Source organism: Pseudorhodobacter sp. E13 (genome assembly GCF_003991405.1).
Taxonomy (GTDB): domain Bacteria; phylum Pseudomonadota; class Alphaproteobacteria; order Rhodobacterales; family Rhodobacteraceae; genus Pseudorhodobacter.
Genome location: NZ_RPEN01000158.1, coordinates 332,629 through 357,068 on the forward strand (window position 1 = coordinate 332,629; position 24,440 = coordinate 357,068).

Consider the following 24,440-nt stretch of genomic DNA (forward strand, 5'->3'; position numbering starts at 1 on the left):
TTCAAGGACCAGCACATCATGTTCGCCAACGCCCTGCCCGACCCGGACTATAACGCCGAATTTTACGAAGGCGTCACCGCCAAGCGCGGGGTCGCTTGGGTCATTGATACGCTGCTCACCATGATCCTGACCGCGCTGATCGTGCCGTTTACCGCCTTTACCGCGCTGTTCTTTCTGCCGGTGCTGTTCGTGGTGGTGAATGCCGCCTATCGCTGGGTCACGATCAGCAGCGGCTCGGCCACGCTGGGCATGCGCCTTGCGGCGATTGAATTCCGCCGCGCCGATGGCCGCCCCTTTGATACCGGAACCGCCTTTGTGCATACGCTGGGCTATCTGGTCAGCAGCAGCCTTGTGCTGCCGCAGGTGCTGTCTGTCGCGATGATGATCCTAAGCCCGCGCGGCCAAGGGCTGACCGATACCGTGCTGGGCAGCGTCGCCATCAACCGCAGCGCCCGTTACTGACCGCACATTCTGCGCGCCCCCGGCGAAAACCTGCAAATTCCTGAATTTCTGTCGAAAAACCATGCAGTCTTTCCTTGGCGCGCGCGGGTGTGCTTGCTAACCTGTCGCTGATTTACAGCTTTTCCGGACAGAGATGCGACACACCCTTCCCCTCGCCCCGCAGTTCTATGTGACCGCCCCACAGCCCTGCCCCTATCTGGAAGGCCGGATGGAGCGCAAGCTGTTCACCGCGCTGCAAGGGGAACATGCGCAAAAGCTGAATGACACGCTGTCCAAGCAAGGCTTCCGCCGCTCGCAGAATGTGCTGTATCGCCCGTCTTGTGCGGAATGTTCGGCCTGCCTTTCGGCCCGTATCCGCGTGGCCGATTTCACGCCCACGCGCACCCAGCGCAAGGTGTTGCGGCGCAATGCGGCGCTGAAACGCAACGCCACCAGCCCTTGGGCAACCGAGGACCAATATGCCCTGTTCCGCCGCTATCTGGATTTCCGCCATGCCGAAGGTGGGATGGCCGATATGGATATTTTCGAATTCGCCGCGATGATCGAGGAAACCCCGATCCGCAGCCGCGTCATCGAATATTCCGAAACCGAAGGGCGCGGCCCCGCCGATCTGTCTGCCGTGTGTCTGACGGATGTGTTCGATGACGGGCTGAGCATGGTCTATTCCTTCTATGACCCCGATCTGACCGCGCGCTCTTTGGGCACCTTCCTGATTCTCGACCATATCGAGATTGCGCGCGCCGCGGGGCTGCCCTTTGTCTATCTGGGCTATTGGGTGCCGGGCAGCCGGAAAATGGGCTATAAGGCAGGCTTTTCAGGGCTGGAGATTTTCAAGGCGGGAAGCTGGCAACCGATCGGTGATCCGCAGGCCCACACCGCCGAGCTGCACCCCCTTTCCGTCGACCCGATTGCCGAGCAGGTCGCCCGCATCAACCTGCCCGATGGCCGCAGCCCGAAAGAGCGGCCAACCGACATGCCCGCCCCCCCGATCAAACGATGACCCAAGCCATCGCCGCCCTTGCCCTCGTGGTGCCCGATTATGATGCGGCAATCCGGTTTTATGTGGATGTGATGGGGTTTGACCTTGCCGAAGATGTCGATCAGGGCCGCAAACGCTGGGTCCGGGTGTCACCCCCCGGTGGGCGCGGGGCCTCGCTCATCCTCGCACGGGCCGAAACCCGCCAGCAAAACCGCCGCATCGGCGATCAGAGCGGGGGCCGCGTGTTTCTGTTTCTGGAAACCGATGATTTTGACCGTGACCACGCCAGTATGCAGGCCGCAGGCGTGGTGTTCGAAGAAGCCCCCAGGCAAGAACCCTATGGCAAGGTTGCCATCTGGCGCGACCCGTTCGGGAACCGCTGGGATCTGTTGCAGCGCGCCTGACCTGCACCTTTACAAATAAACTTGGCAAGCCGGGGCCAGACCCGCTAGCGTTAACCTTGATTTAAGGGCACGGGCGCAGGATGCCCAGAACCGCGCCGGATTGAGAGGTTGATATGTTCCCCCTGCGTTACACACCGCTTGCGCTGGTGCTTCTGGCGGTGCCTGTCGGGCTTGCCGTCACGGTCTATCACCCGATCTGGGGCGGGCTTATCACGGTGCTGGCCATGTCCTTTTCGGCGCTTGGCCTGTTTGACCTGACACAGCCGCACAGTTCGGTGCTGCGCAATTACCCCATCTCGGCCCGGTTGCGGTTCTTGCTGGAAACCTTTCGCCCCGAAATCCGCCAGTATTTCGTGGAAAGCGATCAGGACGCGACGCCGTTTTCCCGCGAACAGCGCGCGCTGGTCTATCGCCGCGCCAAGGGGATTGACGGCTTGCGCCCCTTTGGCACGCTGCTGGATGTGGAGAAAATCGGCCATGAATGGATCAACCATTCGATGCGCCCCTCGCATCTGCCCAGCCAGGACTTTCGCGTGACCATTGGCGGGGCGGGCTGCAAGAAACCCTATCGCGCCTCGGTGCTGAACATTTCGGGCATGTCTTACGGCGCGCTGTCCCCCACCGCGATTGAGGCGCTGAACAAAGGTGCGGCGATGGGTGGCTTTGCCCATACCACCGGCGAAGGCTCCATCTCGCGCTTTCACCGGGCGGGGGGCGGCGATCTGGTCTGGCAAATCGGCTCGGGGTATTTTGGCTGCCGCAACCCTGATGGCAGCTTTTCCGAAGATCGCTTTGCCGAAAATGCCAGCGCCGATCAGGTCAAGATGATTGAGGTCAAGCTGAGCCAGGGCGCAAAACCCGGCCATGGCGGCATCCTGCCCGGCGCCAAAGTGACCGAGGCGATTGCCGAGGCGCGCGGCGTCAAAGTGGGCGAAGATTGCATCAGCCCCTCCTCCCATTCTGCTTTCGCTACCCCCATGGAATTATGCAGCTTTTTGCAGCGGTTGCGGGATTTGTCGGGTGGCAAGCCGGTCGGCCTGAAATTCTGCGTCGGGCACCCGTGGGAATGGTTCGCGCTGGCCAAGGCCTTTGCGCAAACCGGCCAATCGCCTGATTTCATCACGGTTGACGGGGCGGAAGGCGGCACCGGGGCCGCCCCCGCTGAATTTGCTGACCATTACGGCGCGCCCCTGCGCGAAGGGTTGATGCTGGTGCATAACACGCTGGTCGGCCTTGGCATCCGCGACAAGACCAAGATCATCGTCTCGGGCAAGCTGATCTCGGCCTTTGATATCTGCCGCATGTTCGCGCTGGGGGCCGATGCCTGCAATATGGCGCGCGGCTTCATGTTTGCCATCGGCTGCATTCAGGCGCAGGCCTGCCATTCCGGCAAATGCCCCACCGGCGTCACCACGCAAGATCCCGGCCGCTACCGCGCGCTGGTGGTGGATGACAAATACCAACGCGTTGCCAAGTTCCATGCCAACACGATGCACACGCTGAAAGAAGCGATTGAGGCAAGCGGTTTGCAGCACCCCAATGACCTGACGCCGCATCACCTGATGATCCGCGTCAACAGCCGCGAGGTGCGCTCTGCCGCCAGCCAATATCTTTGGCTGGATCAAGGCGCGTTGATGGGCGGCGATGTCAGCCACCCGGCCTTTGCCAAATACTGGGATCACGCAAGCGCCGACAGCTTTGCCTTTGCGATGTAGCGTCGCGGGGCTTGGAAAGCGGCCGCAACGCCTGCGAAGCTGTTGAAATGGTGGGTGATAAGGGATTTGAACCCCTGACATCTTCGATGTGAACGAAGCGCTCTACCACTGAGCTAATCACCCATCGGGGGGCGGTTTAATCGTCTTCACCGTCCTCTGCAAGACCCTCTTTTTCCGCCGCGGCATCACCGCCACCACCGCTGCCGCCGCCGCGCCGCAGTTTCAAGATCAACACCTCGGCATTGCCTTCCTGCCGCTGCTTGTTCACCTTGGCCTTGCCCAGTGGCGGCAGGTTCAATTCCTCGGACGCCGACAGCGCATCGCCCAGCACGCCCAAAGCGGCATCCAGGATCAGCTTTACATCTTTCTTCTTGGCGCCCGAGGCTTTGACGACCCGCTCCACAAACTCTTGCTTTTTCAGCATATGCGGCTCATCGCCCCCGGCTTTGGCGGCTGCGGCCACTGTCGCCGGTGCCTCGCCCGAGGTTCCGACAACCGACATTTTCGGCACGACCACCGCCGCTGGCTTGATTGCCGGGGCCGGAATGCCGCGCGGCGGTGCGGTTTTCGTAGCGGTTTTCGGCTCTGCCTTGGCAGGGGTTTTCGCCGCAGTGCTCTGCGATTTGGATTTGTCAGCGGTGCTGTTGGATGTGGCCCTGGTGGCGCCTGCTCCCCGTTTGTTTTCTACTTGGAAACAATTTAGGCGAGTTTTCAGCCGTTGGGAACAGGGCAAATCCAATTCCACAGCGCTTGGTTAAATGAAACCAAAGTTTCGCGCCGCAGCCTGCCTTTGGCAAAGGGTCCAAGGGGCCCGCGCCCTGCCCAAAGAAAAAGGCGCGCCCCGCAGACGCGCCTTTCCCTTGTTCAACCGCTTAATGGGCGGTCTGCGGAATGCTGCTTTCGGCCTTGGCCTGACGCGCGGCGGCGGCAGCTTCCTCGGCGGCCTCATCCCATTCGATCGGTTCGGGCTTGCGCACCAGCGCATGTTCCAAAACCTCTCGTACATGGGTCACGGGAATGATGGTCAGACCCTCTTTCACATTGTCCGGAATTTCGGACAGGTCCTTCTCATTCTCTTTCGGGATCAGCACCGTCTTGATCCCACCGCGCAAGGCCGCCAGCAGTTTTTCCTTCAGGCCGCCGATGGGCATCGCATTGCCGCGCAAGGAAACCTCGCCCGTCATTGCGATATCCTTGCGGACCGGAATCTGCGTCAGCACCGAAACGATGGATGTGACCATGGCCAGACCCGCGCTTGGCCCATCCTTGGGCGTCGCGCCATCGGGCACATGGACATGGATATCAATCGTTTCGAACTTCGGCGGCTTCACGCCGATTTCCGGGCTGATAGAGCGCACATAGCTGCTGGCCGCATCGATGGATTCCTTCATCACATCGCCCAGCTTGCCCGTGGTCTTCATCCGGCCCTTGCCCGGCAGGCGCAGCGCCTCAATCGACAGCAACTCACCCCCCACGCTGGTCCAGGCCAGACCCGTCACCACACCCACCTGATCCGTGGCTTCGGCCAGACCATAGCGGTGCCGCTTGACGCCAAGGAAGCCTTCCAGCCCCTCAATCGTCACCTTCACCGCCTTGGTTTTCGCCTTCACGATTTCGGTCACAGCCTTGCGTGCCAGTTTCGCCAGCTCGCGTTCAAGGTTCCGCACCCCTGCTTCGCGGGTATAAGTGCGGATCACCTCCAGCAGCGCATCATCGGCCACCGAAAACTCACCCTTTTTCAAGGCGTGGTTCTTGATCTGCTTGGGGATCAGATGCTGCTTTGCAATCTCGCGCTTTTCATCCTCGGTATAGCCCGACAGCGGAATAATCTCCATCCGGTCCAGAAGCGGGCCGGGCATGTTATAGCTGTTGGCCGTCGTCAGGAACATCACGTTCGAGAGGTCATATTCGACCTCCAGATAGTGATCGGTAAAGGTGGCGTTCTGTTCCGGGTCCAGCACCTCCAGCATGGCCGAGGCCGGATCGCCGCGGAAATCCTGCCCCATCTTGTCAATTTCATCCAGCAAGATCAACGGGTTCGTCGTCTTGGCCTTTTTCAGCGCCTGAATGATCTTGCCGGGCATAGAGCCGATATAGGTCCGGCGGTGGCCGCGAATTTCACTCTCATCGCGCACGCCACCCAACGAGATGCGGATAAATTCGCGCCCCGTGGCCTTTGCGACCGAGCGGCCCAAGGATGTCTTGCCAACGCCCGGAGGGCCGACGAGGCACAGGATCGGGCCTTTCAGCTTGGCAGACCGCGCCTGCACCGCCAGATATTCGACGATGCGTTCCTTGACCTTTTCCAACCCGTAGTGATCGGCATCCAGCACGGCCTGCGCCTTGCCCAGATCCTTTTTCACGCGGGATTTGGTGCCCCACGGCACCCCAAGCAGCCAATCCAGATAGTTGCGCACCACGGTCGCTTCCGCGCTCATCGGGCTCATGCTTTTCAGCTTTTTCACCTCGGCTTCGGCCTTGTCGCGCGCTTCCTTGGACAGCGCGGTCTTGGCGATGCGGGCTTCCAGTTCGGCAATCTCGTTCTGGCCATCCTCGCCATCGCCGAGTTCCTTCTGAATCGCCTTCATCTGCTCATTCAGGTAATATTCGCGTTGCGTCCGCTCCATCTGCGATTTCACGCGGGTCTTGATCTTTTTCTCCACCTGCAAAACGCTCATTTCGCCTTGCATATGGCCGTAAACCTTTTCCAGACGCTGGCCGATATCCAGCGTTTCCAGAAGGGCTTGCTTGTCGGCAACCTCAATCCCCAGATGGCCTGCGGCCAAATCAGCAAGGCGCGAGGGTTCGCGGGTTTCGGCCACGGCCGACAGCGCCTCTTCGGGGATGTTTTTCTTGATCTTGGCGTAGCGCTCAAATTCCTCGGCAACGGCGCGCACCAGCGCCCCTACCGTGGCGGTATCGCCCGGCAATTCGGTCAGCGGCGCGGCCTCGGCTTCGAAGAACCGGTCGTTTTCGATGAAATTGGTAATCCGCACACGGCTTTTGCCTTCGACCAGCACTTTCACTGTGCCATCGGGCAGCTTGAGCAGTTGTAGCACATTGGCCAACACGCCGGCACGATAGATGCCATCGCTTTCCGGGTCATCGACCGTCGGGTCCATCTGGCTGGACAGCAGGATCTGGCGATCCTCGGCCATCACTTCTTCCAGCGCCCGAACCGATTTTTCACGCCCGACGAACAGCGGCACGATCATATGCGGGAACACCACGATATCGCGCAGCGGCAACACGGGATAGCTGGGGGTTTTCACGTCAGTCATCTTGTTTCCTTATCTGGCAGGAAGGCCATGGCCCCGGTGTTTCGGCAGCACTCAGGCATTCCCCTCTCTGGTCACTATATCTGGTGCCGGGGTCCCGCGCTGTCAACCAGCCCAACCGCACTTGCTGCAATCATGCGCCCGACAAACTGGCGCTGCAAGCGCAGATTGCGGGGAATTTGACGCGATTGTGAAACCTAATCCGCGGGCTTCGGCCCAACCGGCAGCAAGGCCGCCGCAATCCGCCGCCCTTCGGACAACAGCACGTTATAGGTGCGGGCGGCGGCGGGTGAATTCATCACCTCCACCCCGATGCCTGCCGCCTCCAGCGTGCTGCGAAAGGCCAGCGGCACATGCGCGATCTCTTCGCCCATGCCGATGAACAAGACATCAATCTTGCCGATCAGCGACAGCGGTGCGGCGGTATCGTCCAACCCGCCCCAAGGGCCAGCATCCCACGGCGTCACCAGCACCGGGCCACGGATCACCTGCCCCGCAATCCGAAAGAACCCCGGCCCATAGCTGTCTATGGGCTGGGCGTTTTCATAGGTGATTTCGGTCAGGCGCATCGGTCAGGCGTCAATGTTGGAAAACTGGGTGCCGGGTGTGTCGTCTTTCTTGGTCCAGTCGCGTTTCACGCCCAGCCACAGCACGACGTTCTTTGCCACATAAACCGACGAATATGTCCCGATCACGATGCCGAAGGTAATCGCGAAGGTAAAGCCGCGGATCACATCGCCCCCCAGCGCCAGCAGCGCAATCAGCGCGATCAGCGTGGTGCCCGAGGTCAGGATGGTCCGGCTGAGGGTTTCGTTCACCGACAGGTTCATCACCTCGATCAGCGGCATGGTTTTGTATTTGACCAGATTCTCGCGCAAACGGTCAAAGACCACAACGGTATCGTTGATCGAATAGCCCAGAATGGTCAGCAGCGCCGCAATCACCGCCAGATCGAACTTGATCTGAAACAGCGCAAACACGCCCACGGTGATCAGCACGTCATGCATCAAGGCCACAACCGCGCCCACAGCAAACTGCCATTCAAACCGCAGCCAGATATAGACCAGAATCGCCCCCGTCGCCCCCAGCACCGCCAGAATGGCCGACCAGATCAATTCGCCCGACACCTTGGGGCCAACCGATTCCACCGATGGGAAGGTGATCGACGGGTCCACCGCCTGCAAAGCAGCCTCGGCGGCGGTGATGATTTCCGGCGTCACCGCCTCATAGCCATCCTGCGCCTGAATGCGGATCATCGCGACGTTCTTGTCCGGGCCAAAGCTGGGGTCGAACACTTCGGTGATCGACACATCGCCCAGATCCATCGGCTCCAGCGCCGCGCGATAGGCACCGACATCCACGCTGCCAGTGCTTTCGGTGCGGATCGTGGTGCCGCCCTTGAAGTCGATACCAAAGTTCAACCCCATCACGATGACAAGGATCACCGAAGCGATGCACATCAGAAAGGACGCACCCGAGGTGATCTTCCGATGTTTGAAGAAATCCCAATTGGTCTCGTCGGGAACAAGTTTCAACCGCATGGCTCTGCCCTCACACTTCGATTGTTTTGGGGCGGCGGTATTCAAACCACGTCACCACGAAAAGCCGCGTCACGAAAATGGCCGTGAACACCGATGTCACGATCCCGATGCCCAAAGTCACCGAGAAGCCGCGCACAGGGCCAGAGCCGACCATGAACAGGATGACAGCGATGATGAACGTGGTCACGTTCGCGTCAATGATCGCCGACAGCGCCTTTTCATAGCCCAGTTCAATCGCACGGGCCGGGCCGCGCGCGGTTTTCAACTCTTCCTTGATCCGTTCGAACACCAGCACATTGGCATCCACCGCCATACCGATGGTCAGCACGATCCCGGCAATCCCCGGCAGGGTCAGCGTGGCACCGATCATGCTCAGCGTGCCGAAGATCAAGGCGACGTTGAAGCCCAGCGCCACGGTCGCCATCACGCCGAACCAGCCGTAAGACGCGATCATGAACACCACGACCGCCAGCATCGCCACCAGTGAGGCCAGACGCCCCGCATCAATACTGTCTTGCCCCAGTTCCGGCCCGATGGTGCGTTCCTCAAGGAATGTCATTTCCGCAGGCAAGGCCCCGGCCCGCAGCAACACGGCCAGATTTGTGCTTTCCTCCACCCCGAAATTCCCGGTGATAATGCCCGAGCCGCCCGGAATATGGCTTTGAATGACCGGCGCGCTGATCACCTCGCCGTCCAGCACGATGGCAAAGGGGCTGCCGATATTGGCCGCCGTGTAATCGCCGAACTTGCGCGCGCCCGTGGGGTTGAACCGGAACGACACCGCCGGGCGGTTGTTCTGGTCAAAGGCGGGCTGCGCATCCGTCAACTCCTCGCCCGTCACCACAGGGGTTTGTTCAACGATATAAAACTGCCCCGGCTCATCCATCGAAGGCAGCAGCAGATTGCGCGCCCCCGCATTGGCCCCGGCATCCGCCGTGCGCCCGACAACCGGATGAAAGGTCAGCTTGGCCGTGGTCCCGATCAGCGCCTTCAACTCACTGGCTGACCCGATCCCCGGCACCTGAATCAAAATCCGGTCCTCACCCTGACGCTGGATCGTGGGTTCGCGCGTGCCTGCCGCATCAACCCGGCGGCGGATGATTTCCAGCGATTGCTGAATGGTGCGGCTGTCCGTCGCCACCCGCTCCGCTTCCGACAATTGCACGACGATCACATCGCCCTCTGCCGTCACGTCGATGTCATTCTGCCCCACACCTGTCAAAGAGACCACGGGGCTTGCCAAATCCTGCACCGCCTCCAAGGCCACAGCCATGCCATCGGGGTTCGAAATCGCCACCCGCAGCACACCGGGCACCGAAGGCTGCCTGCGCACATTGCCGACCTGATCGCGCACATCGCGCAAGGCGTCGCGCACATCCGGCCACATCCCGTCAATCCGCGCCTCATAGACATCGGCCACCTGCACCTCGGCCAGCAAATGCGCACCGCCGCGCAAATCCAACCCAAGGTTCACAAGGTTTGACGGCAACCACGACGGCCACTTGGCCATCGCGGCCTCCTGCTCCGGCGTTGCAACCCCGCCTGCCGCTTCCACGGCCAGAACGGCGTCATTATGCGTCTCGACCTGCGTGTAAAACAGGTTCGGCGCGGTCGTGGCCACCCCAAGGGCGCAAACCGCCCAGATGGTCACACGCTTCCACAGCGGGATATGCAACATGAGTTCAGGCTTTCCGGGTTCAGGCCGCAGCCGGTTCGGTTTTCGACATGACCTGCGCGATCGTGTGCTTGATCACCTTGACCTTCACACCTTCGGCAATCTCTACCTCGATGATCCCGTCTTCGGCCACTTTCACAACCTTGCCGACAATCCCGCCCTGCGTCAGAACCTGATCGCCCCGGCGCAGCGCATCCACCATGGCCTTATGCTCTTTCAGCTTCTTTTGCTGCGGACGGATCAGCAGGAAATACATGATCGCAAAGATCAGGATCAGCGGCATGAACGACGTGAAAGCGCCCATGGCACCACCAGCAGCCTGCGCATAAGCGGGAGTAGCAAACATCAAATTATCCTCTCGGTCGGCGGGTTTTCCCCGGATTTATCGCCGCGCACCCTATGCGACAGCCCAATGCTGCGCAAGACGGCGCAACAGCACCCTGCCCGGCCATATAAGGCCAAGTCACCGCAATGTGTAGCCCAAGGCGGCCGTTTTCCTCCGCCGCCCCCGCGTAGGGTGGGTGCCAACCCACCACCCCCTTGATCCGCCGCCCGTTCCATGCCCCAATCGCCGCACCTTTACCGAGTGTGATTTATGCCCCCGACCATTCCCCTCCCCACCCCGGAAATCTGGGTCGCCGCAACCCTGATCGGCATCGCCGCCCTCTCCGCCCTGATTTTCTGGGCCACAACCCCGTGGCAAAGCAAAGAGCGCAGCGATGCGCCGTGGCCCATGCGCCTTTTCATGGCGTTTCTGATCGTCTTGGTTCCGGTCTGGGCCCTGCTCATTGCGGCAACCGTCGTCAGCCTCTGGAACGTCCTGCTGCACAGCGATGCGCCCAAATCCGCAGAGGATGCGAGATGGAGCGTTGCCATTATCGGCGGGCAGATGACCGCCCTAATCGCCCTCGTCTCTGCCCCCCTCGCCCTGATCCGCGTCTACACCACCGAACGCCAAACCCGCACTGCCGAACAAGGCCACATGACCGACCGCATCTCCAAAGCGGTGGAACAACTGGGGGCGGAAAAGACCGTCAAAGTCTCTGGCAAAGACAAAGACGGCAATGACAAAACGATTGAGGAAACCAAACCCAACATCGAGGTCCGCATCGGCGGCCTGCTCTCCCTCGAACGCATTTCACAGGATTCGGTGAAATACGACAAAGGCCGCGACCATGTCCGCGTGATGGAAATCATCTGCGCCTATGTGCGGGAAAACGCTCCAGCAAGTGGGGCAGTTGCCGCGCCGCAGCAACCAGAGATTTCAGAAGAAACCAGCCTCCGCGAGCACTGGAAAACCTACCAAGAAACTCTGCAAACTTGGGCACACTCCCTCCCCCCACCCCGCCAAGATATCACCACCGCGCTCAACATCATCGGCCGGCGTGAGGCTGGGCAATTGCGGGCCGAGGCACGTTGGGGCAAAAAAACCCAACCAGAGGCCGAATGGGTCTTTGCAAACCCGCCGCCCCCTTATCCAACAGGGACAAACGGGGCCGAACCCTCCCATGCCGAGCGCGAGGCCTACATCGCGCACCTGAAAGATTGGAGGCAATCCCTTCGCGCTTACCCCGGCTACCGCCCCGACTTGCGCGGCACAAACTTGCAAAAGGCCGATTTGTCAGAAAAGATCCTCGCAGGTATCCGCTTGGATAGGGCGCAGTTGCAGCGGGCTGACCTCAGAATGGCGCAGTTGCATGGGGCTGACCTCGAAATGGCGCAGGTGCAGGGGGCTGACCTCAGCTGGGCGCAATTGCAGGGGGCTGACCTCAGCTCGGCGCAGTTGCAGGGGGCTGTCCTCAGAGAGGCGCAGTTTCAGGGGGCTGTCCTCTTCGCGGCGCAGTTGCAGGGGGCTTACCTCAGAGAGGCGCAGTTGCAGGGGGCTGAGCTCTTCGCGGCCCAGTTGCACGGGGCTGACCTCAGAGAGGCGCAGTTTCAGGGGGCTGTCCTCTTCGCGGCCCAGTTGCACGGGGCTGACCTCAGAGATGCGCAGTTGCAGGGGGCTGACCTCAGAGGGGCGCATCTGGACAAGGCCACGCGCCTCAGCGCTGCCGATGTCTCACAAGCGGCGCTGAGGCACGTGGATTATTTGACTGTTGTGCTTTCACCAGAACAAATCAAATCAATGTTTGGCGATGGGTCTGTTTTCTTGCCGGGGGGCATCACGCCAGATCACCCGGATTGGCCTCCGCATTGGCCAAAAGCTGAATTGGATTGGGATGAATTCGAAACCGAATGGCGCAGATGGCAAGCTGATCTCGAAAATATCAAACTACCAGACCCCGCCCCAAAATAGCATCCTCCTGCTTGGCTTCCCGGCCCTCGGCAGCGGCCTCGGGCGTTCGGCGGGGGAAAGGTCCACTGGACCTTTCCCTGATCCGCCTCACCCCAGAACATCATCTATTCTTAAATATCCGCAGGGGGTGAATTTGGCGGCACGCCAAAGAGGGGGCGCGCGCGCCCCCTGCCCGGCCCACCCCCTGCATCCGCATCGGGCCGTATCGCGTCAGATTGGCTTCAGATAGTCACCGAACGGGGCGAGGCCGCGGTTTCGCGGAACACCGCCTTCGCCCCGTTCGGTGTATTCGATTGAACGCGGCACGCATTAAAAAAAGGTTAACAAAATCAAGAGAATACAATAAAACCAACCGCTTACCCTTTGAATCGCGCGCGATTCCGCAGTCCGATGTTCCGCCTCATTTTCAGCCGCATTTTCCCCGTTCCCCTTCCCCCCTCATTCATGGCATACCTAGCCCCATCCAGAAAATGAGGCCCGAAAATGCACGATATCAAAGCGATCCGCGAAAACCCCGCCGCCTTTGACGCCGCCCTCGCCCGGCGCGGGATGGCCCCGCTCTCGCCTCAGATCCTTGAAATCGACGCCGCCCGCCGCGCCAAGATTCTGGCCGCCGAAACCGCCACCGCCGCCCAGAACGCTGCCTCCAAACAGGTGGGCGCCGCCAAGGCCAAAGGGGACGACGCCGAATTTGAACGCCTCCGCGCCCTCGTGGCCGAAAAGAAGGCCGAGATCGCGACCCTGAATGAAGAAGCCGGGGCCGAGGATGCCCGCCTGCGCGACCTTTTGATGAGCATCGACAACCTCCCCCTCCCGCAGGTTCCCGATGGGAAGGGAGAGGAAGATAACGTCGAACTCCGCCGCTGGGGCACCCCCCGCGCGATGGATTTTCAACCGCTCGAACATTACCAGCTTCCCGCCGCCCTCCCCGGTCTTGATTTCGCCACCGCGGCGAAACTGTCGGGCAGCCGTTTCGTGGTGCTGAAAGACGCGATGATCCGCATCCACCGCGCGCTGGCCCAATTCATGCTGGATACCCATATCGAGGAACACGGGCTGCAAGAGGTCTGGACCCCGGTTCTGGTCAAGGATGAGGCGATGTTCGGCACCGGAAACCTGCCGAAATTCGCTGAAGACAGCTATCAGACCACCAACGGCTGGTGGCTGATCCCGACCTCGGAAGTGACCCTGACGAACACCGTCGCAGGTGACACGCTGGAAGAATCCCAGCTTCCGATCCGCATGACCGCGCATACCCAATGCTTCCGCTCCGAGGCAGGCTCGGCGGGCCGCGATACCTCGGGAATGCTGCGCCAGCACCAGTTCGAAAAGGTAGAGATGGTCAGCATCACCACGCCCGAGACCAGCCTTGCCGAACATGACCGGATGACCGGCTGCGCCGAGGCCATCCTTCAGAAACTCGGCCTGCCCTACCGCGTGGTCGTGCTCTGCACCGGTGATATGGGGTTCGGCTCCACCAAGACGCATGATCTGGAGGTGTGGCTGCCGGGGCAGAATACCTACCGGGAGATTTCGTCGGTTTCCGTTTGCGGCGATTTTCAGGCCCGCCGGATGAACGCCCGCTACAAACCCGCCGCAGGGGGCAAGCCAGAATTCGTGCATACGTTGAACGGCTCCGGCCTCGCTGTCGGGCGCTGCCTGATCGCGGTGCTGGAAAACGGCCAGCAGGCCGATGGCTCGGTCGATCTGCCTGCGGTGCTGCACCCCTATCTGCGCGGCAAAACCCGCGTCACCGCAGAGGGTGAGCTGGTCTGACCGCGCGCGATTTTTGAAATCTGGTAAGGGGGGCGATGCCGGAAGGCCGCGCCCCCTTTTTCAATCTGATAGCAGCGCCTGCCTTAGCCGCCCTGCGGGGCAAGGCGTGTCAGCCCCTCTCGGGCGGGTTCTGCCTCTGGTCCCTTCACATGCCAGGCAAGGCCCACAGCCTGCATCGCGCGGATCAGCCAAAAACCGGGGTCAAGCTGGCCCGCCTCTACCCCCAGCCGGGCGGAATGGGGGAATGCGTGGTGATTGCCGTGCCAATTCTCACCAAAGGTCAGCAGGCCAAGGCCGGGCAGGTTATAACCTTGCACCGGCAGCCCCGCGATCCGCCAGCCTTGATGCCCGCGCCGATGCGCGAAATGCCCGACCATCCAATGCCCGAACAGCGACACGGTAATCCGCAACGAGACGCCCCACAGCACCAGCCCGACGCCGCCCAACCACCAAAGCGGCAGCACCAGCAGAAGCTGCTGCGCCATCCATGTCCGCTCCATCCAGATCAGCAGGCGGTCTTGGGCGATATCGGGCTCTATTTCAAACCGTGGCGGATGGGTCAGCCGGAATTCGCAGCACAATTGCCACCAGGCATCGCGCCAGAACCCCGCGCCATGTGACGGGTGGGGCGGACAGGCGGCTTGCCTTTGATGCCAATCGCGCAGGTCATGCGCCCGGATCATGCCGAACGGGCCTGCCATGCCGACCAAACTGCCCAGCCAGACCAAAAGCCGCAGCATCCAGCGCGGGGTTTCAAAGCTGCGGTGAATCAGCAAGCGGTGCATCCCGACCGAATGGCCCGCGCAAAGCGTGACCGCCGACAGCACCAGAAAAGCCAGCGCCCCCGCCCATGAGGGGTAGATGACAAGCGCAACCAGCCCCAGCAGGGCATGGCCCAGAAACCAAAGCGATTTCACAGGCACCCAACGGATGCAGCCTTGCAGGGCACAGGTTTCGGGGCTGTGGCGCACCCGCTCCGTCTGGATCAATTGCGGGGGCAAAACCGGGGGGTGCGAAGCGGCGGGCTGGGCTGCGGCCATGGCCTAGCTGCCCAGAATGACGCGGACGTAATTGCGGGTTTCGGCATAGGGCGGGATGCCTGCATGCTTTTCCACCGCACCCGGCCCCGCGTTATAGGCGGCCAATGCCAGACGCCAGCTTCCGAATTTGTCATACATCATGCGCAGATAACGCGCGCCGCCCTCAAGGTTCTGATGCGGGTCGTGAATGTTGACCCCCAGCTTGCGCGCGGTCGCTGGCATCAACTGTGCCAGACCCGTGGCCCCTGCGTGGGATTTGGCCGAGGGGTTCCAACCGGATTCCTGCTGCACCAGCCGCAAGAACAGATCTTCGGGGATCGAATGTTTGCGCGCGGCGGCCTTGGCAACCGCCAGATATTCGCCTTTGTAATTGCCACGAAAGCGCGGAATGGCGGTATCTTTCGGCACCACGACCGGATTGGGCTGCAACCGGACCGAGGCAGAATATTGCTTGGACAGACGATTATCGAGCAGCCGGGTCTGTGATTTGAAAATCGCTTTGCGGGAATTCGCGCCGGAAAGCACAAGGCCCTCTGCGGCCACGGAACCGCCCGTCATCATCGCGGCAATGCACACCACCCCAAGTGTTCGACGCATATCAAAAACCCTAAACCAGTCCTGCAATAGGATTGCACTATACGGAACCACGCACGGATGACCAGCCAAAACCCCCGGCTTTGCCTGCGGATCGGCGCGGTTTTGCGCATTTCATGCCGCGGCGGCCGGGCCTCGCATGTTGCGGTGCGGGGCTGGCAGGGCTATAGGCTTGGGGGACCAGTCTGGGCCAAGCCGCCCAGAGCGGAACAACAGAATCAGGCACCGCAACAGGGTGCGACAACAGCGGGGGGCCATATGGCTGGATCGGTTAACAAAGTCATCATCGTCGGAAATCTGGGCCGTGACCCCGAAGTGCGGAGCTTTCCCAACGGTGGCAAGGTGGTGAACCTGCGGATCGCGACCTCGGAAACCTGGCGCGACAAGGCGACCGGAGAGCGCAAGGAAAAGACCGAATGGCATTCCGTGGCGATCTTCTCGGAACCGGTGGGCCGGATTGCCGAGCAATATCTGAAGAAAGGCTCGACCGTCTATATCGAGGGCCAGTTGGAAACCCGCAAATGGCAGGACCAATCCGGCGCTGATCGTTATAGCACCGAAATCGTGATCCGGCCCTATCGCGGCGAGTTGACGCTGCTGGGGGGCCGCAATGACGGCGGCTCGGGTGGTGGTGGTGGCGGCTATGATGACCGTGGCGGCTATGAAGGCGGATCATCGGGCGGCGCATCCGGCGGCGGTTATGGCGGGCGCAGCGGTGGCGGGGCCTCGTCTGGTGGGGGCGGTGGTCGCCCCGATATGGATGATGAAATCCCGTTCTGATCGGACACTTTGCACCGCGTATCAGCATATCAGCCCTGCCCGAAACGGCGGGGCTTTTTCATGTGGTCAAAGCCGCGTTTGCCCCCGCCTGCGCCCAGGTGCGAAACCTTCTGCGGGCGGGCACTGGACGCCGCGCAGATAATTCCCTATATATTCAGTCGGATTAACGCACGAGGCCAGTATGAACCAGCCACAGGACCGGATTGAGGGCACACCCTTGATAAAGCCCTCGACCACCGACCACCCGCTGTATGAGCAGGTCGTCGAGGCGTGCCGCACCGTGTTTGACCCGGAAATCCCGGTGAATATCTATGATCTGGGCCTGATCTATACGATTGAAATCTCGGCCGAAAACGATGTCGAAATCCTGATGTCGCTGACAGCCCCCGGCTGCCCCGTGGCGGGTGAGATGCCCGGCTGGGTTGCCGATGCGATCGAACCTTTGGCGGGCGTCAAATCCGTGAATGTCGGCATGACGTTTGAGCCGCCATGGGGCATGGAAATGATGTCGGATGAGGCGCGGCTGGAACTGGGCTTCATGTAAGCCCTGCTGCGGCAGCATCGACTGCCCCTTGAGACAGCGCGTCTGAAATCCTATATTGAAGATAGAGACATAAAGGACGCCCCCCATGTTTGGCATTCCCGGAAAAGCCGCCGTTACCCTGACCCCTGCCGCCGCCAAGCAGATTGCGCGGCTGATGCAAAAGCAGGACTCCAAGGGCCTGCGGATCGGCGTGAAAAAGGGCGGCTGCGCGGGGATGGAATACACGATGGACTATGTGTCCGAAGTGAACCCGCTGGATGAAACCGTGGAACAGGATGGCGCGCGGGTGATGATCGCACCGATGGCGCAGATGTTCCTGATCGGCACCGAGATCGACTATGAAACCTCGTTGCTGGAAGCGGGGTTCAAGTTTCGCAATCCCAATGTGGCCGAGGCTTGCGGCTGCGGCGAGTCGATCAAGTTCAAGGACGCCTGACCAGCTTTCCGATGGCGGACCGGGATTTCCCGGAACCTTTTTCCGATGCCTTGCGTTGACAAGGCAGAGATGAAACGGCCCGGCGGCCTGTGCCGGGTCAATCTGGAAAAAGGAGAGACAGATGTCCCAAGCGTTGAAAACCGTTCCCAAAGCCAGCAAGATTGATACCGGCGTCAGCGATGCCTCGGGGATTGCCGAAGGGTTGATCGCGGCGGTGGCCGATACGCATTGCCTGTTGTTCAAGACGCAGGCCTATCACTGGAATGTCGAAGGGCCGTTGTTTCATTCGATCCACGTTCTGACCGAAGCGCAGTATAACGACCTTTTCGCCGCCAATGATGTGATCGCGGAACGGGTGCGCGCCTTGGGCAAACTGGCCCCGCATCAGATGGGCGAACTGGCCAAGCTGTCCTGCGTCAAAGACCTGAAATCCCTGCCCTCGGCGCAAGAGATGGTAGAGGACCTTGTGGCCGACCATGAAGCGATTGCGAAACGTCTGCGCGATGTGATCGCGCTGGCCGAAGAGGGCGATGACCCGGTGACGGCTGACCTGCTGACGGCGCGCTGCGCCTTCCACGAAAAAGCCGCGTGGATGCTGCGCGCGACCGCGAAATAATCCCCCCGGCGGGCAAAGCAAAACCCCCGCCGGACCCTTTCCGGCGGGGGTTTTTTCGTCACGCAGTGCCGCAGATCAGGCCATCAGCGTTTCGGTTGAGGCAAAGAACATCGCCTGACTGACGGCAGAACGCACCTGTTCTTCCGAGAAGGGCTTGGTGATCAGGAAAGCGGGTTCCGGCTTGTCACCCGTCAGCAGCCGTTCAGGGAAGGCGGTGATGAAGATGACAGGAATATCGCCCAGCTTGGCCAGAATATCCTTCACCGCATCAATGCCCGAGGAATTATCGGCCAATTGAATATCGGCCAGAATAAGATCGGGCTTTTCCTTGGCCGCCAGTGCCACCGCATCAGCGCGGGTGCGGGCCACGCCAGTGATGCTATGGCCGATATCCGTGACGATGGCGGTGATATCCATCGCGATGATCGCCTCATCCTCGATCACCATGACGCGCCCGGTCACGGCCTGTTCCATTTCGGCATTGGCGGCGGCCAGAAGGGCCTCGACCTCATCCTCATCGACCTGCATGATCGCGGCGATTTCCGGCAGGGTGAAGCCTTCGATGCTGCGCAACAAAAGCGCCTCGCGCGAATTGGGGGTCAGCCGTGCCATATGGGCCATGGCGCGCGCGGTGATACGGTCTTCGGGTTCCGCCGATGGCGCGCCGGCGCTGCTCCAGACCAGATGAAACGCGTGGAACAGCCCCAGTTTGGGGTTTGCCGTGGCCCCCAGCACCGACGGGTCCACCAGCAGGCTTTCCAGCGTGGCCACGGCAAAATTGTCGCCGCTGGTCTGATTGCCGGTCAGCGCGCGGGCATAGCGCCGCAGATACGGCAACTCTTGCGCAATCGCGGCTGTCAGATCGCTGGCTTGTGGTGACGACATTTCGAAATTCTCCCGAAGTTTTTTACGTTTTCATGGAACCAAACGCTTCCGGCCGCGTTTGGTTCCATGAATAATGCAGGAATTCTAAGCATGAGCGATAGGCAAATGACAACAGAGCGCAAGCCACAGGCAAAGCTTCGCCAGGATATTGATGAAAACCTCAAGCGGGTGTTCGATGACGCGCTGGAGGATGAGATCCCAGATCGCTTCAAGCAACTCTTGGCCGAATTGAAGGCCAAGGAGGCGAAAAAATGAATTTCGCAGCACCGCAAACGCAGAGCGCCCCGCGCCGGGCGTCCAATTCTGCTGCCCATGAAGGCAGCCCCGCGCCCGCGCTTGACCCGCGCGATGACCTGCCCAACCACATCCCCGCCCTGCGCGCCTTTGCCGTGTCGCTGACCCGCAACCCGACCGAGGCGGATGATCTGGTGCAGGAAACCATCATGAAGGCGTGGTCGAATTTTGACAAATTCACCCCCGGAACGGAATTGAAGGCCTGGTTGTTCACCATCCTGCGCAACACCTTCTTTTCGTCCAAACGCAAGACCAAGCGCGAAGTATCAGACCCTGAAGGCGTGCATGCGGGTGCGCTGTTTGAAAAGCCGCAGCATGACGGCAAGCTGGCCATGAACGAGTTCATGCGCGCTTTTGACCAGCTTTCGGCAGAGCATCGCGAGGTGCTGATCCTTGTCGGGGCCAATGGCTATTCCTATCAAGAGGCCGCCGACATGATGAGCGTGGCAGCTGGCACCGCGAAAAGCCGGGCCAGCCGGGCGCGGGCGCGGCTGTGCGAACTGCTGGGCCTTGCAGAGGGCGAAGGCATCGTGGCCGAGCAAACCGGCGCGACGCTGGCGGTTCTGGGCCGGTCCGGTCAGCAAAGATAGTGGAGTGGGAATGACCAAAGACAGCAAGCAAGCAGCGCCCCCGGCAGATCGTCCGGGGGCGCCGCTGTGGTCGGGGTTGAGCGCGCGGTTGATGTTGGCGATGGGGATTGCGCTGCTGCCCTTGGCTTTGCTGACCTATATCCAGACGGTTGAAACCGAAGAAGTGGCCAAGGGCCGGGCGCGCGCGGCCATTCTGGGCGATACGGTCATGGCGGCCGCCCCCCAGATTGATGTGTTCCTGCGCGCGCAGGCCACCACCGCGGCCCTTGCCGCCGCCATGCCCCGCCTGCGCGCGGACCTGCCAAGCTGCAATGCCGCGCTGACCGCCCTGAAAACCGAAGCGGGCGATGCGTTCTCGCTGATCGCCTTTACCGAGATGAATTACCGGATCGACTGTTCCTCTGCCGGGCGCAGCTATGATGTCAGCACGTTTCCGGGGATTGAAAGCTGGATGATCCCGGATGTGCCGCAGATGCGGGTCAACCTTGATGGCCCCATTTCGAACCAGTCCATCCTTGGCTTTGCGCATCCGGTCTTTGCAGAGGATGGCAGCAAGCTGGGCATTGTCACCGTCTCGGTGCCGCATGTCGCCCTGAACCCGATAGAGGCCCTGCCCTATCGCAGCCAGCCTGTAAAGCAGCCCATGGCACTGGTGACGTTCAACGCCGAAGGCCAAGTGCTGACCGCGACCGGCGGGCTGGAACGCGCACAGGATTACATTCCCGCAGCGCAGCCGCTGGCAGGCTTTGTCGGCACCTCGGCGCAAAGCTTTATCAGCGCCAACCAGAACGGCGAGAACCGCGCCTTTGCTGTGCTGCCCTTGGTGCCCGGATCACTTTATGTCATCGGGTCATGGCCTGCGGACCGACTGGATAATCGGCTGTTGGAATTCGACGTGCCGGCCTTTGCCTTTCCGCTGCTGATGTGGGCGGCCAGTCTGCTGGTGGCCTGGCTTGCTGCCGAAAGTCAGGTGATCCGCCATGTGAAATCCTTGCGCAGCAGCATCGTGGCCTTTGCGGGCGGCAATCGCAAAATCGTGCCGGTCAATCTTGGCCATGCCGCCGCCGAATTGCGCGAGGTGGGCGAGGCCTATGAAAAGATGACCGAGGCCGTGCTGCATGACGAAGCCGAGATGGAGGATATGCTGCACCAGAAAGAAGTGTTGATGCGCGAAGTGCATCACCGCGTCAAAAACAACCTGCAACTGATCGCCTCGATCCTGAACATGCAGTTGCGCAGCGCCATATCGCCCGAGACGAAAGACGCAATGCGCACAGTGCAGGAACGTGTGCTGAGCCTTGCGACGGTGCACCGCGAATTGTATCAGACATCGGGTCAGGCCGATGTGCGGGCGGATGAATTGTTCCCGCAGATCATCGCCCATATTCTGAAAATCGGCTCTGCCCCCGGTCGCCGCTACAAGATCGACCGCCAGATTGAAAAGATGCGCCTGACCCCGGATCAGGCGGTGCCGCTGGCGCTGTTTCTGACCGAGGCGATGGCGAATGTGATGAAACATGCGCCCCGCGTGGCGACCCAGCCGATTGACGTGCAGCTGCGGTTGCAGCGCGCCGAGGATGGCATGGCAGAGCTGGAAATCGTCAACCCCACCGAGCCGGAAGGCCCCGGCAAGCCCAAACGCCCGGTGACATTGGTGTCTTCGGACGGGTTTGGCAGCCAGTTGCTGATCGCCTTTGCGCGCCAGTTGGAGGGCCAGTTGGTGCGCAGCGCCGAAGGGGATGAATTCCGGCTGCTTTTGCGGTTCCCGCTGCGCGATCTGGCCAGCGGCGAGGCCCGCGCCGCCCCGGCAGAGGCGCCAGAGCCGAATACGGAATCGGAAGACGACGCCTGAATGACCTGCAAAGGGGTAACGCGTGACACAGCCGCCAAAAATCACCGATCTGCGCCTGTTAATCACCGCAGCCGAGGCTTATCCCGCCTTGGAACGCGCCTTTCTGGCCGCCGAAACCGAGATCAGCGCCAGCTTTCTGGTTTTTGACCTGACAACCCGGTTGCGCAGCCCCGAGGCCCGCGAAATCGGCGAAACTTGGTTCGATCTTATCCTGCATTGCCTGCGCCGGGGCGTGGCGCTGCGCTTTGTGCTATCGGATTTTGACCCCGCAGCCCGGCCTGAAATGCACAAGGGCACATGGCACAGCCTGCGCCGTTTCATCGCGGCGGCGGAACTGGCCGGGCCAGAGGCACGGCTGGAGGTGAAAGCCGCCCTGCATCCGGCACAAACCGGCATCCTGCCCCGGCTGTTGCTATGGCCGATGATCTACAAGCGGCTGTGGGATCTGGCGCAAGACCTCAACGCGCTGTCGGCCCCGCAACGCAGCGCGCGCCTGCGCGACATGCCCGCCATCGCCGCCCGGATGCGGCACGCAGCCGATGGCACGGTTTCGCCGCGGTTTTGGGCGCTGCCAAAGCTCTATCCCGGCACACATCACCAGAAACTCGCGGTGATTGACCGCAAGTGGCTGTATATCGGCGGGCTGGATCTGGATGAACGGCGCTATGACACCACGGGCCATGACCGCCCGTCCAGCCAGACCTGGCATGATGTGCAACTGCTGCTGCGCGGCCCGGTGGCCGAAGATGCCGCCACCCATCTGGACCAATTTCTTGACCTTGTGTCCGGCAAGCGCCGCCCGGCCCGGCGCGGGCCGGGTCAGGGGCGCGATACCGCGCCTTTGCTGACCACCCTGTCGCGGCGGCGGCGCGGGCCGATTGCCCATATCGGCCCCAAAACCATTTCCAGCGCGCTGTATCAGCGCCATATCTCGGCGGTTTCGCGCAGCACGCGGCTGATCTATCTGGAAAGCCAGTATTTTCGCCATGTCTCATTTGCGCGGGCCTTGGCGCGGGCGGCGCGGCGCAACCCCGATCTGGGGCTGGTGCTGATGCTGCCCGGCGCGCCCGAAGAATTGGTGTTTGAACACCGCAAGGGCCTTGATACCCGCATGGGCGAATGGCTTCAGGCGCGCTGTCTGCGCATCTTGCAGCGCAGCTTTGGGCCGCGATTGTTCGTCGGCGGTGCGGCGCAAAAGCGCGACCCCGAAACCGCCATCCCCAGCGGGCGGGCGCATCTGTCGGGCGCGCCGCTGATCTATATTCACGCCAAAGTCTCGATCTTTGATGAACGCGAGGCGATTGTGTCTTCGGCCAATCTGAACGGGCGCAGCTTTCGCTGGGATACCGAATGTGGCGTGCATCTGACAGACCCAGAGGAGGTTGCCGCCTTGCGCCAGCGCCTGATGCAGCATTGGTTGCCCGACGGCGCAGGGGCCGCGTTTTTTGCCGATGCAACGGCGGTCAGCGCGTGGCGCGGTTTGGCGCTGTCGAATGCCGCATTGGCCCCGCAGGATCGCCGGGGCTTTGTCGTGCCCTATGATCTGCACGCGGCCGAGGCCTTTGGCACCCCGGTTCCTTTTGTCCCCGAGGCGCTTGTCTGATCAGGGTTTGGCCGTAGCGCGCGGCGGGGCCGCCTCTACCGTCAGGCCATTGCGCAGCACCACGCCCCACAGCATCAGCGGAATGGCCACGATGCCGCCAATCGGGCCCCACAACCAGATGCCGAACAGCAAGGCCACAAAGACCAAAAGCGGGTTCAGCGCCATGCGCTTGCCCACCAGTGCAGTGGTGATGAACTGCCCTTCGATAAAGTTGAGCGCGGCAAAGCTGAGCATCGGGAACAGCGCCGCTGCACCGTCAAACGCGCCGACCCCGGCAAACAGCAACGCCACCATGAAAATCGCAGGCCCCAGATAGACCACGAAATTCAGCAAAAAGGCCGTCACCCCCCACAGAAACGCGCCGGGCATGCCCAAAGCCTGCAAAATCGCCGCAGTCAGCAGGCCCAGCGCGGCATTGACCAGCGTGATGGTCAGGAAATAGCGGGCCACCGTGCGTTCGGCATCACGCAGGCGTGCGGCCACCACCGCCCGGTTGGACGGCGAGGCCAGATGCCGCCCGATCGCCTGATACATGTCGTTGCGCGACAGCAGAAAAAAGAACAGCGTGCCGGTAAAGGTCAGGATTTGCGCGGCCAGCGCCGGGGCAATCATCAGCGCATCGGTGACATTGGGCATCGCCATCCCCTGCCCTTCCACTGGGGCCACCACATCGGCCTGCGCGGCGGGGGCCATGGCTTGCGACATATCGCGCGAGGCATCCTCTAGCCCCCGCACCAGCCCGCGCACCGCCCGCACGATATCCTGCATATCGGCCCAGACCTTCGGGGCCTGATCCAGCATCTGCGCCGCGATGGGTTGCATCAGCAGCGCAATCAGCCCCATGGCCCCCAGCGCCAGCACAAGGCTGGTCAGCGCACCAAACACAGGTGACAGGCCCAGCCGTTCCCACGCGTCCGACATGGGCGACAGCACGATGCCGATCACCAGCGCCAAGGCCATGGGCGCGGCCAGATCGCTTATCGCGTCCAAGGCGGCGACCGTAACGATCACCGCCAAAACAATCATGGCAAGTTGCGACAAGCGTTCCATTCATCCCTCGTGGTTTTTATCGGGCCCGGT

Annotated in this window: 24 protein-coding genes and 1 tRNA gene; 14 read left to right on the forward strand and 11 right to left on the reverse strand. The window is 61.5% G+C overall.

Features of this window, described 5'->3' with window-relative positions; genetic code table 11:
- Nucleotides 1-18: 18 nt before the first annotated feature.
- The 4 genes from EGN72_RS15360 to EGN72_RS15375 all read left to right on the forward strand — a co-directional run bounded on the left by EGN72_RS15360 (nucleotide 19) and on the right by EGN72_RS15375 (nucleotide 3,560).
- Nucleotides 19-462 carry an RDD family protein gene (locus EGN72_RS15360; RefSeq protein ID WP_127049102.1) on the forward strand — a complete coding sequence of 148 codons (444 nt, stop codon included), beginning with the start codon at nucleotides 19-21 and terminating at the stop codon, nucleotides 460-462.
- A gap of 133 nt (nucleotides 463-595) precedes the next feature.
- Nucleotides 596-1,462: an arginyltransferase gene (locus tag EGN72_RS15365; protein WP_127049104.1), complete on the forward strand. Its 867-nt coding sequence runs from the start codon at nucleotides 596-598 to the stop codon at nucleotides 1,460-1,462.
- The gene (locus EGN72_RS15370) at nucleotides 1,459-1,845 is read left to right on the forward strand and encodes a VOC family protein (RefSeq protein WP_127049106.1); all 387 of its coding nucleotides are present in this window, start codon (nucleotides 1,459-1,461) and stop codon (nucleotides 1,843-1,845) included. Before EGN72_RS15365 ends, EGN72_RS15370 begins: the two co-directional genes overlap by 4 nt.
- A 113-nt stretch (nucleotides 1,846-1,958) precedes the next feature.
- Nucleotides 1,959-3,560: an FMN-binding glutamate synthase family protein gene (locus EGN72_RS15375; protein WP_127049108.1), complete on the forward strand. Its 1,602-nt coding sequence runs from the start codon at nucleotides 1,959-1,961 to the stop codon at nucleotides 3,558-3,560.
- Nucleotides 3,561-3,608: 48 nt separating this feature from the next.
- Here the strand turns inward: EGN72_RS15375 and EGN72_RS15380 are convergent.
- From EGN72_RS15380 to yajC, 7 genes are all read right to left on the reverse strand, one after another.
- Nucleotides 3,609-3,683, reverse strand: a tRNA-Val gene (locus EGN72_RS15380).
- 13 nt (nucleotides 3,684-3,696) lie between these two features.
- A complete protein-coding gene (locus EGN72_RS15385) occupies nucleotides 3,697-4,062 on the reverse strand; it encodes an HU family DNA-binding protein (RefSeq protein ID WP_158623207.1) in 366 nt (121 codons plus the stop codon).
- Nucleotides 4,063-4,432: 370 nt separating this feature from the next.
- A complete protein-coding gene (lon, locus tag EGN72_RS15390) occupies nucleotides 4,433-6,841 on the reverse strand; it encodes an endopeptidase La (protein ID WP_127049112.1) in 2,409 nt (802 codons plus the stop codon).
- A 194-nt stretch (nucleotides 6,842-7,035) separates the two neighbouring features.
- Nucleotides 7,036-7,407: an Mth938-like domain-containing protein gene (locus EGN72_RS15395; protein WP_127049114.1), complete on the reverse strand. Its 372-nt coding sequence runs from the start codon at nucleotides 7,405-7,407 to the stop codon at nucleotides 7,036-7,038.
- A 3-nt stretch (nucleotides 7,408-7,410) separates the two neighbouring features.
- A complete protein-coding gene (gene secF / locus EGN72_RS15400) occupies nucleotides 7,411-8,379 on the reverse strand; it encodes a protein translocase subunit SecF (protein ID WP_127049116.1) in 969 nt (322 codons plus the stop codon).
- 10 nt (nucleotides 8,380-8,389) lie between these two features.
- A complete protein-coding gene (gene secD, locus EGN72_RS15405; protein ID WP_127049118.1) occupies nucleotides 8,390-10,057 on the reverse strand; it encodes a protein translocase subunit SecD in 1,668 nt (555 codons plus the stop codon).
- A 19-nt stretch (nucleotides 10,058-10,076) separates the two neighbouring features.
- Nucleotides 10,077-10,400: a preprotein translocase subunit YajC gene (gene yajC, locus EGN72_RS15410; RefSeq protein WP_127049120.1), complete on the reverse strand. Its 324-nt coding sequence runs from the start codon at nucleotides 10,398-10,400 to the stop codon at nucleotides 10,077-10,079.
- Between the two features lie 249 nt (nucleotides 10,401-10,649).
- Here yajC and EGN72_RS15415 point away from each other — a divergent pair, with 249 nt between their 5' ends.
- Both EGN72_RS15415 and serS read left to right on the forward strand, forming a co-directional pair.
- Entirely contained in the window at nucleotides 10,650-12,350 is a 1,701-nt protein-coding gene (locus tag EGN72_RS15415) for a pentapeptide repeat-containing protein (protein WP_127049121.1), read from the forward strand.
- Nucleotides 12,351-12,833: 483 nt separating this feature from the next.
- Complete coding sequence (gene serS, locus EGN72_RS15420) at nucleotides 12,834-14,126, forward strand: serine--tRNA ligase (RefSeq protein ID WP_127049123.1); 1,293 nt, start codon at nucleotides 12,834-12,836, stop codon at nucleotides 14,124-14,126.
- An 83-nt stretch (nucleotides 14,127-14,209) separates the two neighbouring features.
- Here the strand turns inward: serS and EGN72_RS15425 are convergent, their stop codons facing one another.
- Nucleotides 14,210-15,166, reverse strand: coding sequence for an acyl-CoA desaturase (locus EGN72_RS15425; RefSeq protein WP_127049124.1), 957 nt, complete (start codon nucleotides 15,164-15,166; stop codon nucleotides 14,210-14,212).
- 3 nt (nucleotides 15,167-15,169) lie between these two features.
- Complete coding sequence (locus tag EGN72_RS15430; protein WP_127049126.1) at nucleotides 15,170-15,763, reverse strand: lytic transglycosylase domain-containing protein; 594 nt, start codon at nucleotides 15,761-15,763, stop codon at nucleotides 15,170-15,172.
- Nucleotides 15,764-16,018: 255 nt separating this feature from the next.
- Here EGN72_RS15430 and ssb point away from each other — a divergent pair, with 255 nt between their 5' ends.
- The 4 genes from ssb (at nucleotide 16,019) to EGN72_RS15450 (ending at nucleotide 18,136) form a co-directional block, all read left to right on the forward strand.
- On the forward strand, nucleotides 16,019-16,540 hold the full coding sequence (ssb, locus tag EGN72_RS15435; RefSeq protein WP_127049128.1) for a single-stranded DNA-binding protein: 522 nt from the start codon (nucleotides 16,019-16,021) through the stop codon (nucleotides 16,538-16,540).
- A gap of 181 nt (nucleotides 16,541-16,721) precedes the next feature.
- Complete coding sequence (locus EGN72_RS15440; RefSeq protein WP_127049130.1) at nucleotides 16,722-17,084, forward strand: SUF system Fe-S cluster assembly protein; 363 nt, start codon at nucleotides 16,722-16,724, stop codon at nucleotides 17,082-17,084.
- A gap of 85 nt (nucleotides 17,085-17,169) precedes the next feature.
- Nucleotides 17,170-17,520, forward strand: coding sequence for an iron-sulfur cluster assembly accessory protein (locus tag EGN72_RS15445; RefSeq protein WP_127049132.1), 351 nt, complete (start codon nucleotides 17,170-17,172; stop codon nucleotides 17,518-17,520).
- A 121-nt stretch (nucleotides 17,521-17,641) separates the two neighbouring features.
- The gene (locus tag EGN72_RS15450; protein WP_127049134.1) at nucleotides 17,642-18,136 is read left to right on the forward strand and encodes a Dps family protein; all 495 of its coding nucleotides are present in this window, start codon (nucleotides 17,642-17,644) and stop codon (nucleotides 18,134-18,136) included.
- A gap of 75 nt (nucleotides 18,137-18,211) precedes the next feature.
- Here the strand turns inward: EGN72_RS15450 and EGN72_RS15455 are convergent, their stop codons facing one another.
- A complete protein-coding gene (locus EGN72_RS15455) occupies nucleotides 18,212-19,021 on the reverse strand; it encodes a response regulator (protein WP_127049136.1) in 810 nt (269 codons plus the stop codon).
- Between the two features lie 90 nt (nucleotides 19,022-19,111).
- On the opposite strand from EGN72_RS15455, the gene EGN72_RS15460 reads away from it, so the two are divergent.
- Genes EGN72_RS15460 through EGN72_RS15475 form a run of 4 tightly spaced genes read left to right on the forward strand, consistent with a single transcriptional unit; the run spans nucleotide 19,112 to nucleotide 23,360 of the window.
- A complete protein-coding gene (locus tag EGN72_RS15460; RefSeq protein WP_233587157.1) occupies nucleotides 19,112-19,276 on the forward strand; it encodes a NepR family anti-sigma factor in 165 nt (54 codons plus the stop codon).
- Nucleotides 19,273-19,905 (forward strand): RNA polymerase sigma factor, encoded by a 633-nt coding sequence (locus tag EGN72_RS15465; protein WP_127049138.1) that lies wholly within the window; start codon nucleotides 19,273-19,275, stop codon nucleotides 19,903-19,905. Before EGN72_RS15460 ends, EGN72_RS15465 begins: the two co-directional genes overlap by 4 nt.
- A 10-nt stretch (nucleotides 19,906-19,915) precedes the next feature.
- Entirely contained in the window at nucleotides 19,916-21,757 is a 1,842-nt protein-coding gene (locus EGN72_RS15470; RefSeq protein ID WP_127049140.1) for a sensor histidine kinase, read from the forward strand.
- Nucleotides 21,758-21,779: 22 nt separating this feature from the next.
- Nucleotides 21,780-23,360, forward strand: coding sequence for a phosphatidylserine/phosphatidylglycerophosphate/cardiolipin synthase family protein (locus tag EGN72_RS15475; RefSeq protein ID WP_127049142.1), 1,581 nt, complete (start codon nucleotides 21,780-21,782; stop codon nucleotides 23,358-23,360).
- On the opposite strand, the gene EGN72_RS15480 is transcribed toward EGN72_RS15475, so the two are convergent.
- Nucleotides 23,361-24,410: an AI-2E family transporter gene (locus EGN72_RS15480; RefSeq protein WP_127049144.1), complete on the reverse strand. Its 1,050-nt coding sequence runs from the start codon at nucleotides 24,408-24,410 to the stop codon at nucleotides 23,361-23,363.
- Nucleotides 24,411-24,440: the final 30 nt, after the last annotated feature.

What these genes read in the sequence shown, in the direction of transcription:
- ssb (WP_127049128.1), top strand. Translation starts at nt 16,019, where the DNA reads ATGGCTGGATCGGTTAACAAAGTCATCATCGTCGGAAATCTGGGCCGT.
- secD (WP_127049118.1), bottom strand. Translation starts at nt 10,057, where the DNA reads ATGTTGCATATCCCGCTGTGGAAGCGTGTGACCATCTGGGCGGTTTGC.
- EGN72_RS15455 (WP_127049136.1), bottom strand. Translation starts at nt 19,021, where the DNA reads ATGTCGTCACCACAAGCCAGCGATCTGACAGCCGCGATTGCGCAAGAG.
- EGN72_RS15465 (WP_127049138.1), top strand. Translation starts at nt 19,273, where the DNA reads ATGAATTTCGCAGCACCGCAAACGCAGAGCGCCCCGCGCCGGGCGTCC.
- EGN72_RS15460 (WP_233587157.1), top strand. Translation starts at nt 19,112, where the DNA reads ATGAGCGATAGGCAAATGACAACAGAGCGCAAGCCACAGGCAAAGCTT.
- EGN72_RS15450 (WP_127049134.1), top strand. Translation starts at nt 17,642, where the DNA reads ATGTCCCAAGCGTTGAAAACCGTTCCCAAAGCCAGCAAGATTGATACC.
- lon (WP_127049112.1), bottom strand. Translation starts at nt 6,841, where the DNA reads ATGACTGACGTGAAAACCCCCAGCTATCCCGTGTTGCCGCTGCGCGAT.
- EGN72_RS15370 (WP_127049106.1), top strand. Translation starts at nt 1,459, where the DNA reads ATGACCCAAGCCATCGCCGCCCTTGCCCTCGTGGTGCCCGATTATGAT.
- EGN72_RS15365 (WP_127049104.1), top strand. Translation starts at nt 596, where the DNA reads ATGCGACACACCCTTCCCCTCGCCCCGCAGTTCTATGTGACCGCCCCA.
- EGN72_RS15425 (WP_127049124.1), bottom strand. Translation starts at nt 15,166, where the DNA reads ATGGCCGCAGCCCAGCCCGCCGCTTCGCACCCCCCGGTTTTGCCCCCG.
- EGN72_RS15470 (WP_127049140.1), top strand. Translation starts at nt 19,916, where the DNA reads ATGACCAAAGACAGCAAGCAAGCAGCGCCCCCGGCAGATCGTCCGGGG.
- secF (WP_127049116.1), bottom strand. Translation starts at nt 8,379, where the DNA reads ATGCGGTTGAAACTTGTTCCCGACGAGACCAATTGGGATTTCTTCAAA.
- EGN72_RS15385 (WP_158623207.1), bottom strand. Translation starts at nt 4,062, where the DNA reads ATGTCGGTTGTCGGAACCTCGGGCGAGGCACCGGCGACAGTGGCCGCA.
- EGN72_RS15415 (WP_127049121.1), top strand. Translation starts at nt 10,650, where the DNA reads ATGCCCCCGACCATTCCCCTCCCCACCCCGGAAATCTGGGTCGCCGCA.
- yajC (WP_127049120.1), bottom strand. Translation starts at nt 10,400, where the DNA reads ATGTTTGCTACTCCCGCTTATGCGCAGGCTGCTGGTGGTGCCATGGGC.
- EGN72_RS15480 (WP_127049144.1), bottom strand. Translation starts at nt 24,410, where the DNA reads ATGGAACGCTTGTCGCAACTTGCCATGATTGTTTTGGCGGTGATCGTT.
- EGN72_RS15445 (WP_127049132.1), top strand. Translation starts at nt 17,170, where the DNA reads ATGTTTGGCATTCCCGGAAAAGCCGCCGTTACCCTGACCCCTGCCGCC.
- EGN72_RS15360 (WP_127049102.1), top strand. Translation starts at nt 19, where the DNA reads ATGTTCGCCAACGCCCTGCCCGACCCGGACTATAACGCCGAATTTTAC.
- EGN72_RS15375 (WP_127049108.1), top strand. Translation starts at nt 1,959, where the DNA reads ATGTTCCCCCTGCGTTACACACCGCTTGCGCTGGTGCTTCTGGCGGTG.
- EGN72_RS15440 (WP_127049130.1), top strand. Translation starts at nt 16,722, where the DNA reads ATGAACCAGCCACAGGACCGGATTGAGGGCACACCCTTGATAAAGCCC.
- EGN72_RS15395 (WP_127049114.1), bottom strand. Translation starts at nt 7,407, where the DNA reads ATGCGCCTGACCGAAATCACCTATGAAAACGCCCAGCCCATAGACAGC.
- EGN72_RS15430 (WP_127049126.1), bottom strand. Translation starts at nt 15,763, where the DNA reads ATGCGTCGAACACTTGGGGTGGTGTGCATTGCCGCGATGATGACGGGC.
- serS (WP_127049123.1), top strand. Translation starts at nt 12,834, where the DNA reads ATGCACGATATCAAAGCGATCCGCGAAAACCCCGCCGCCTTTGACGCC.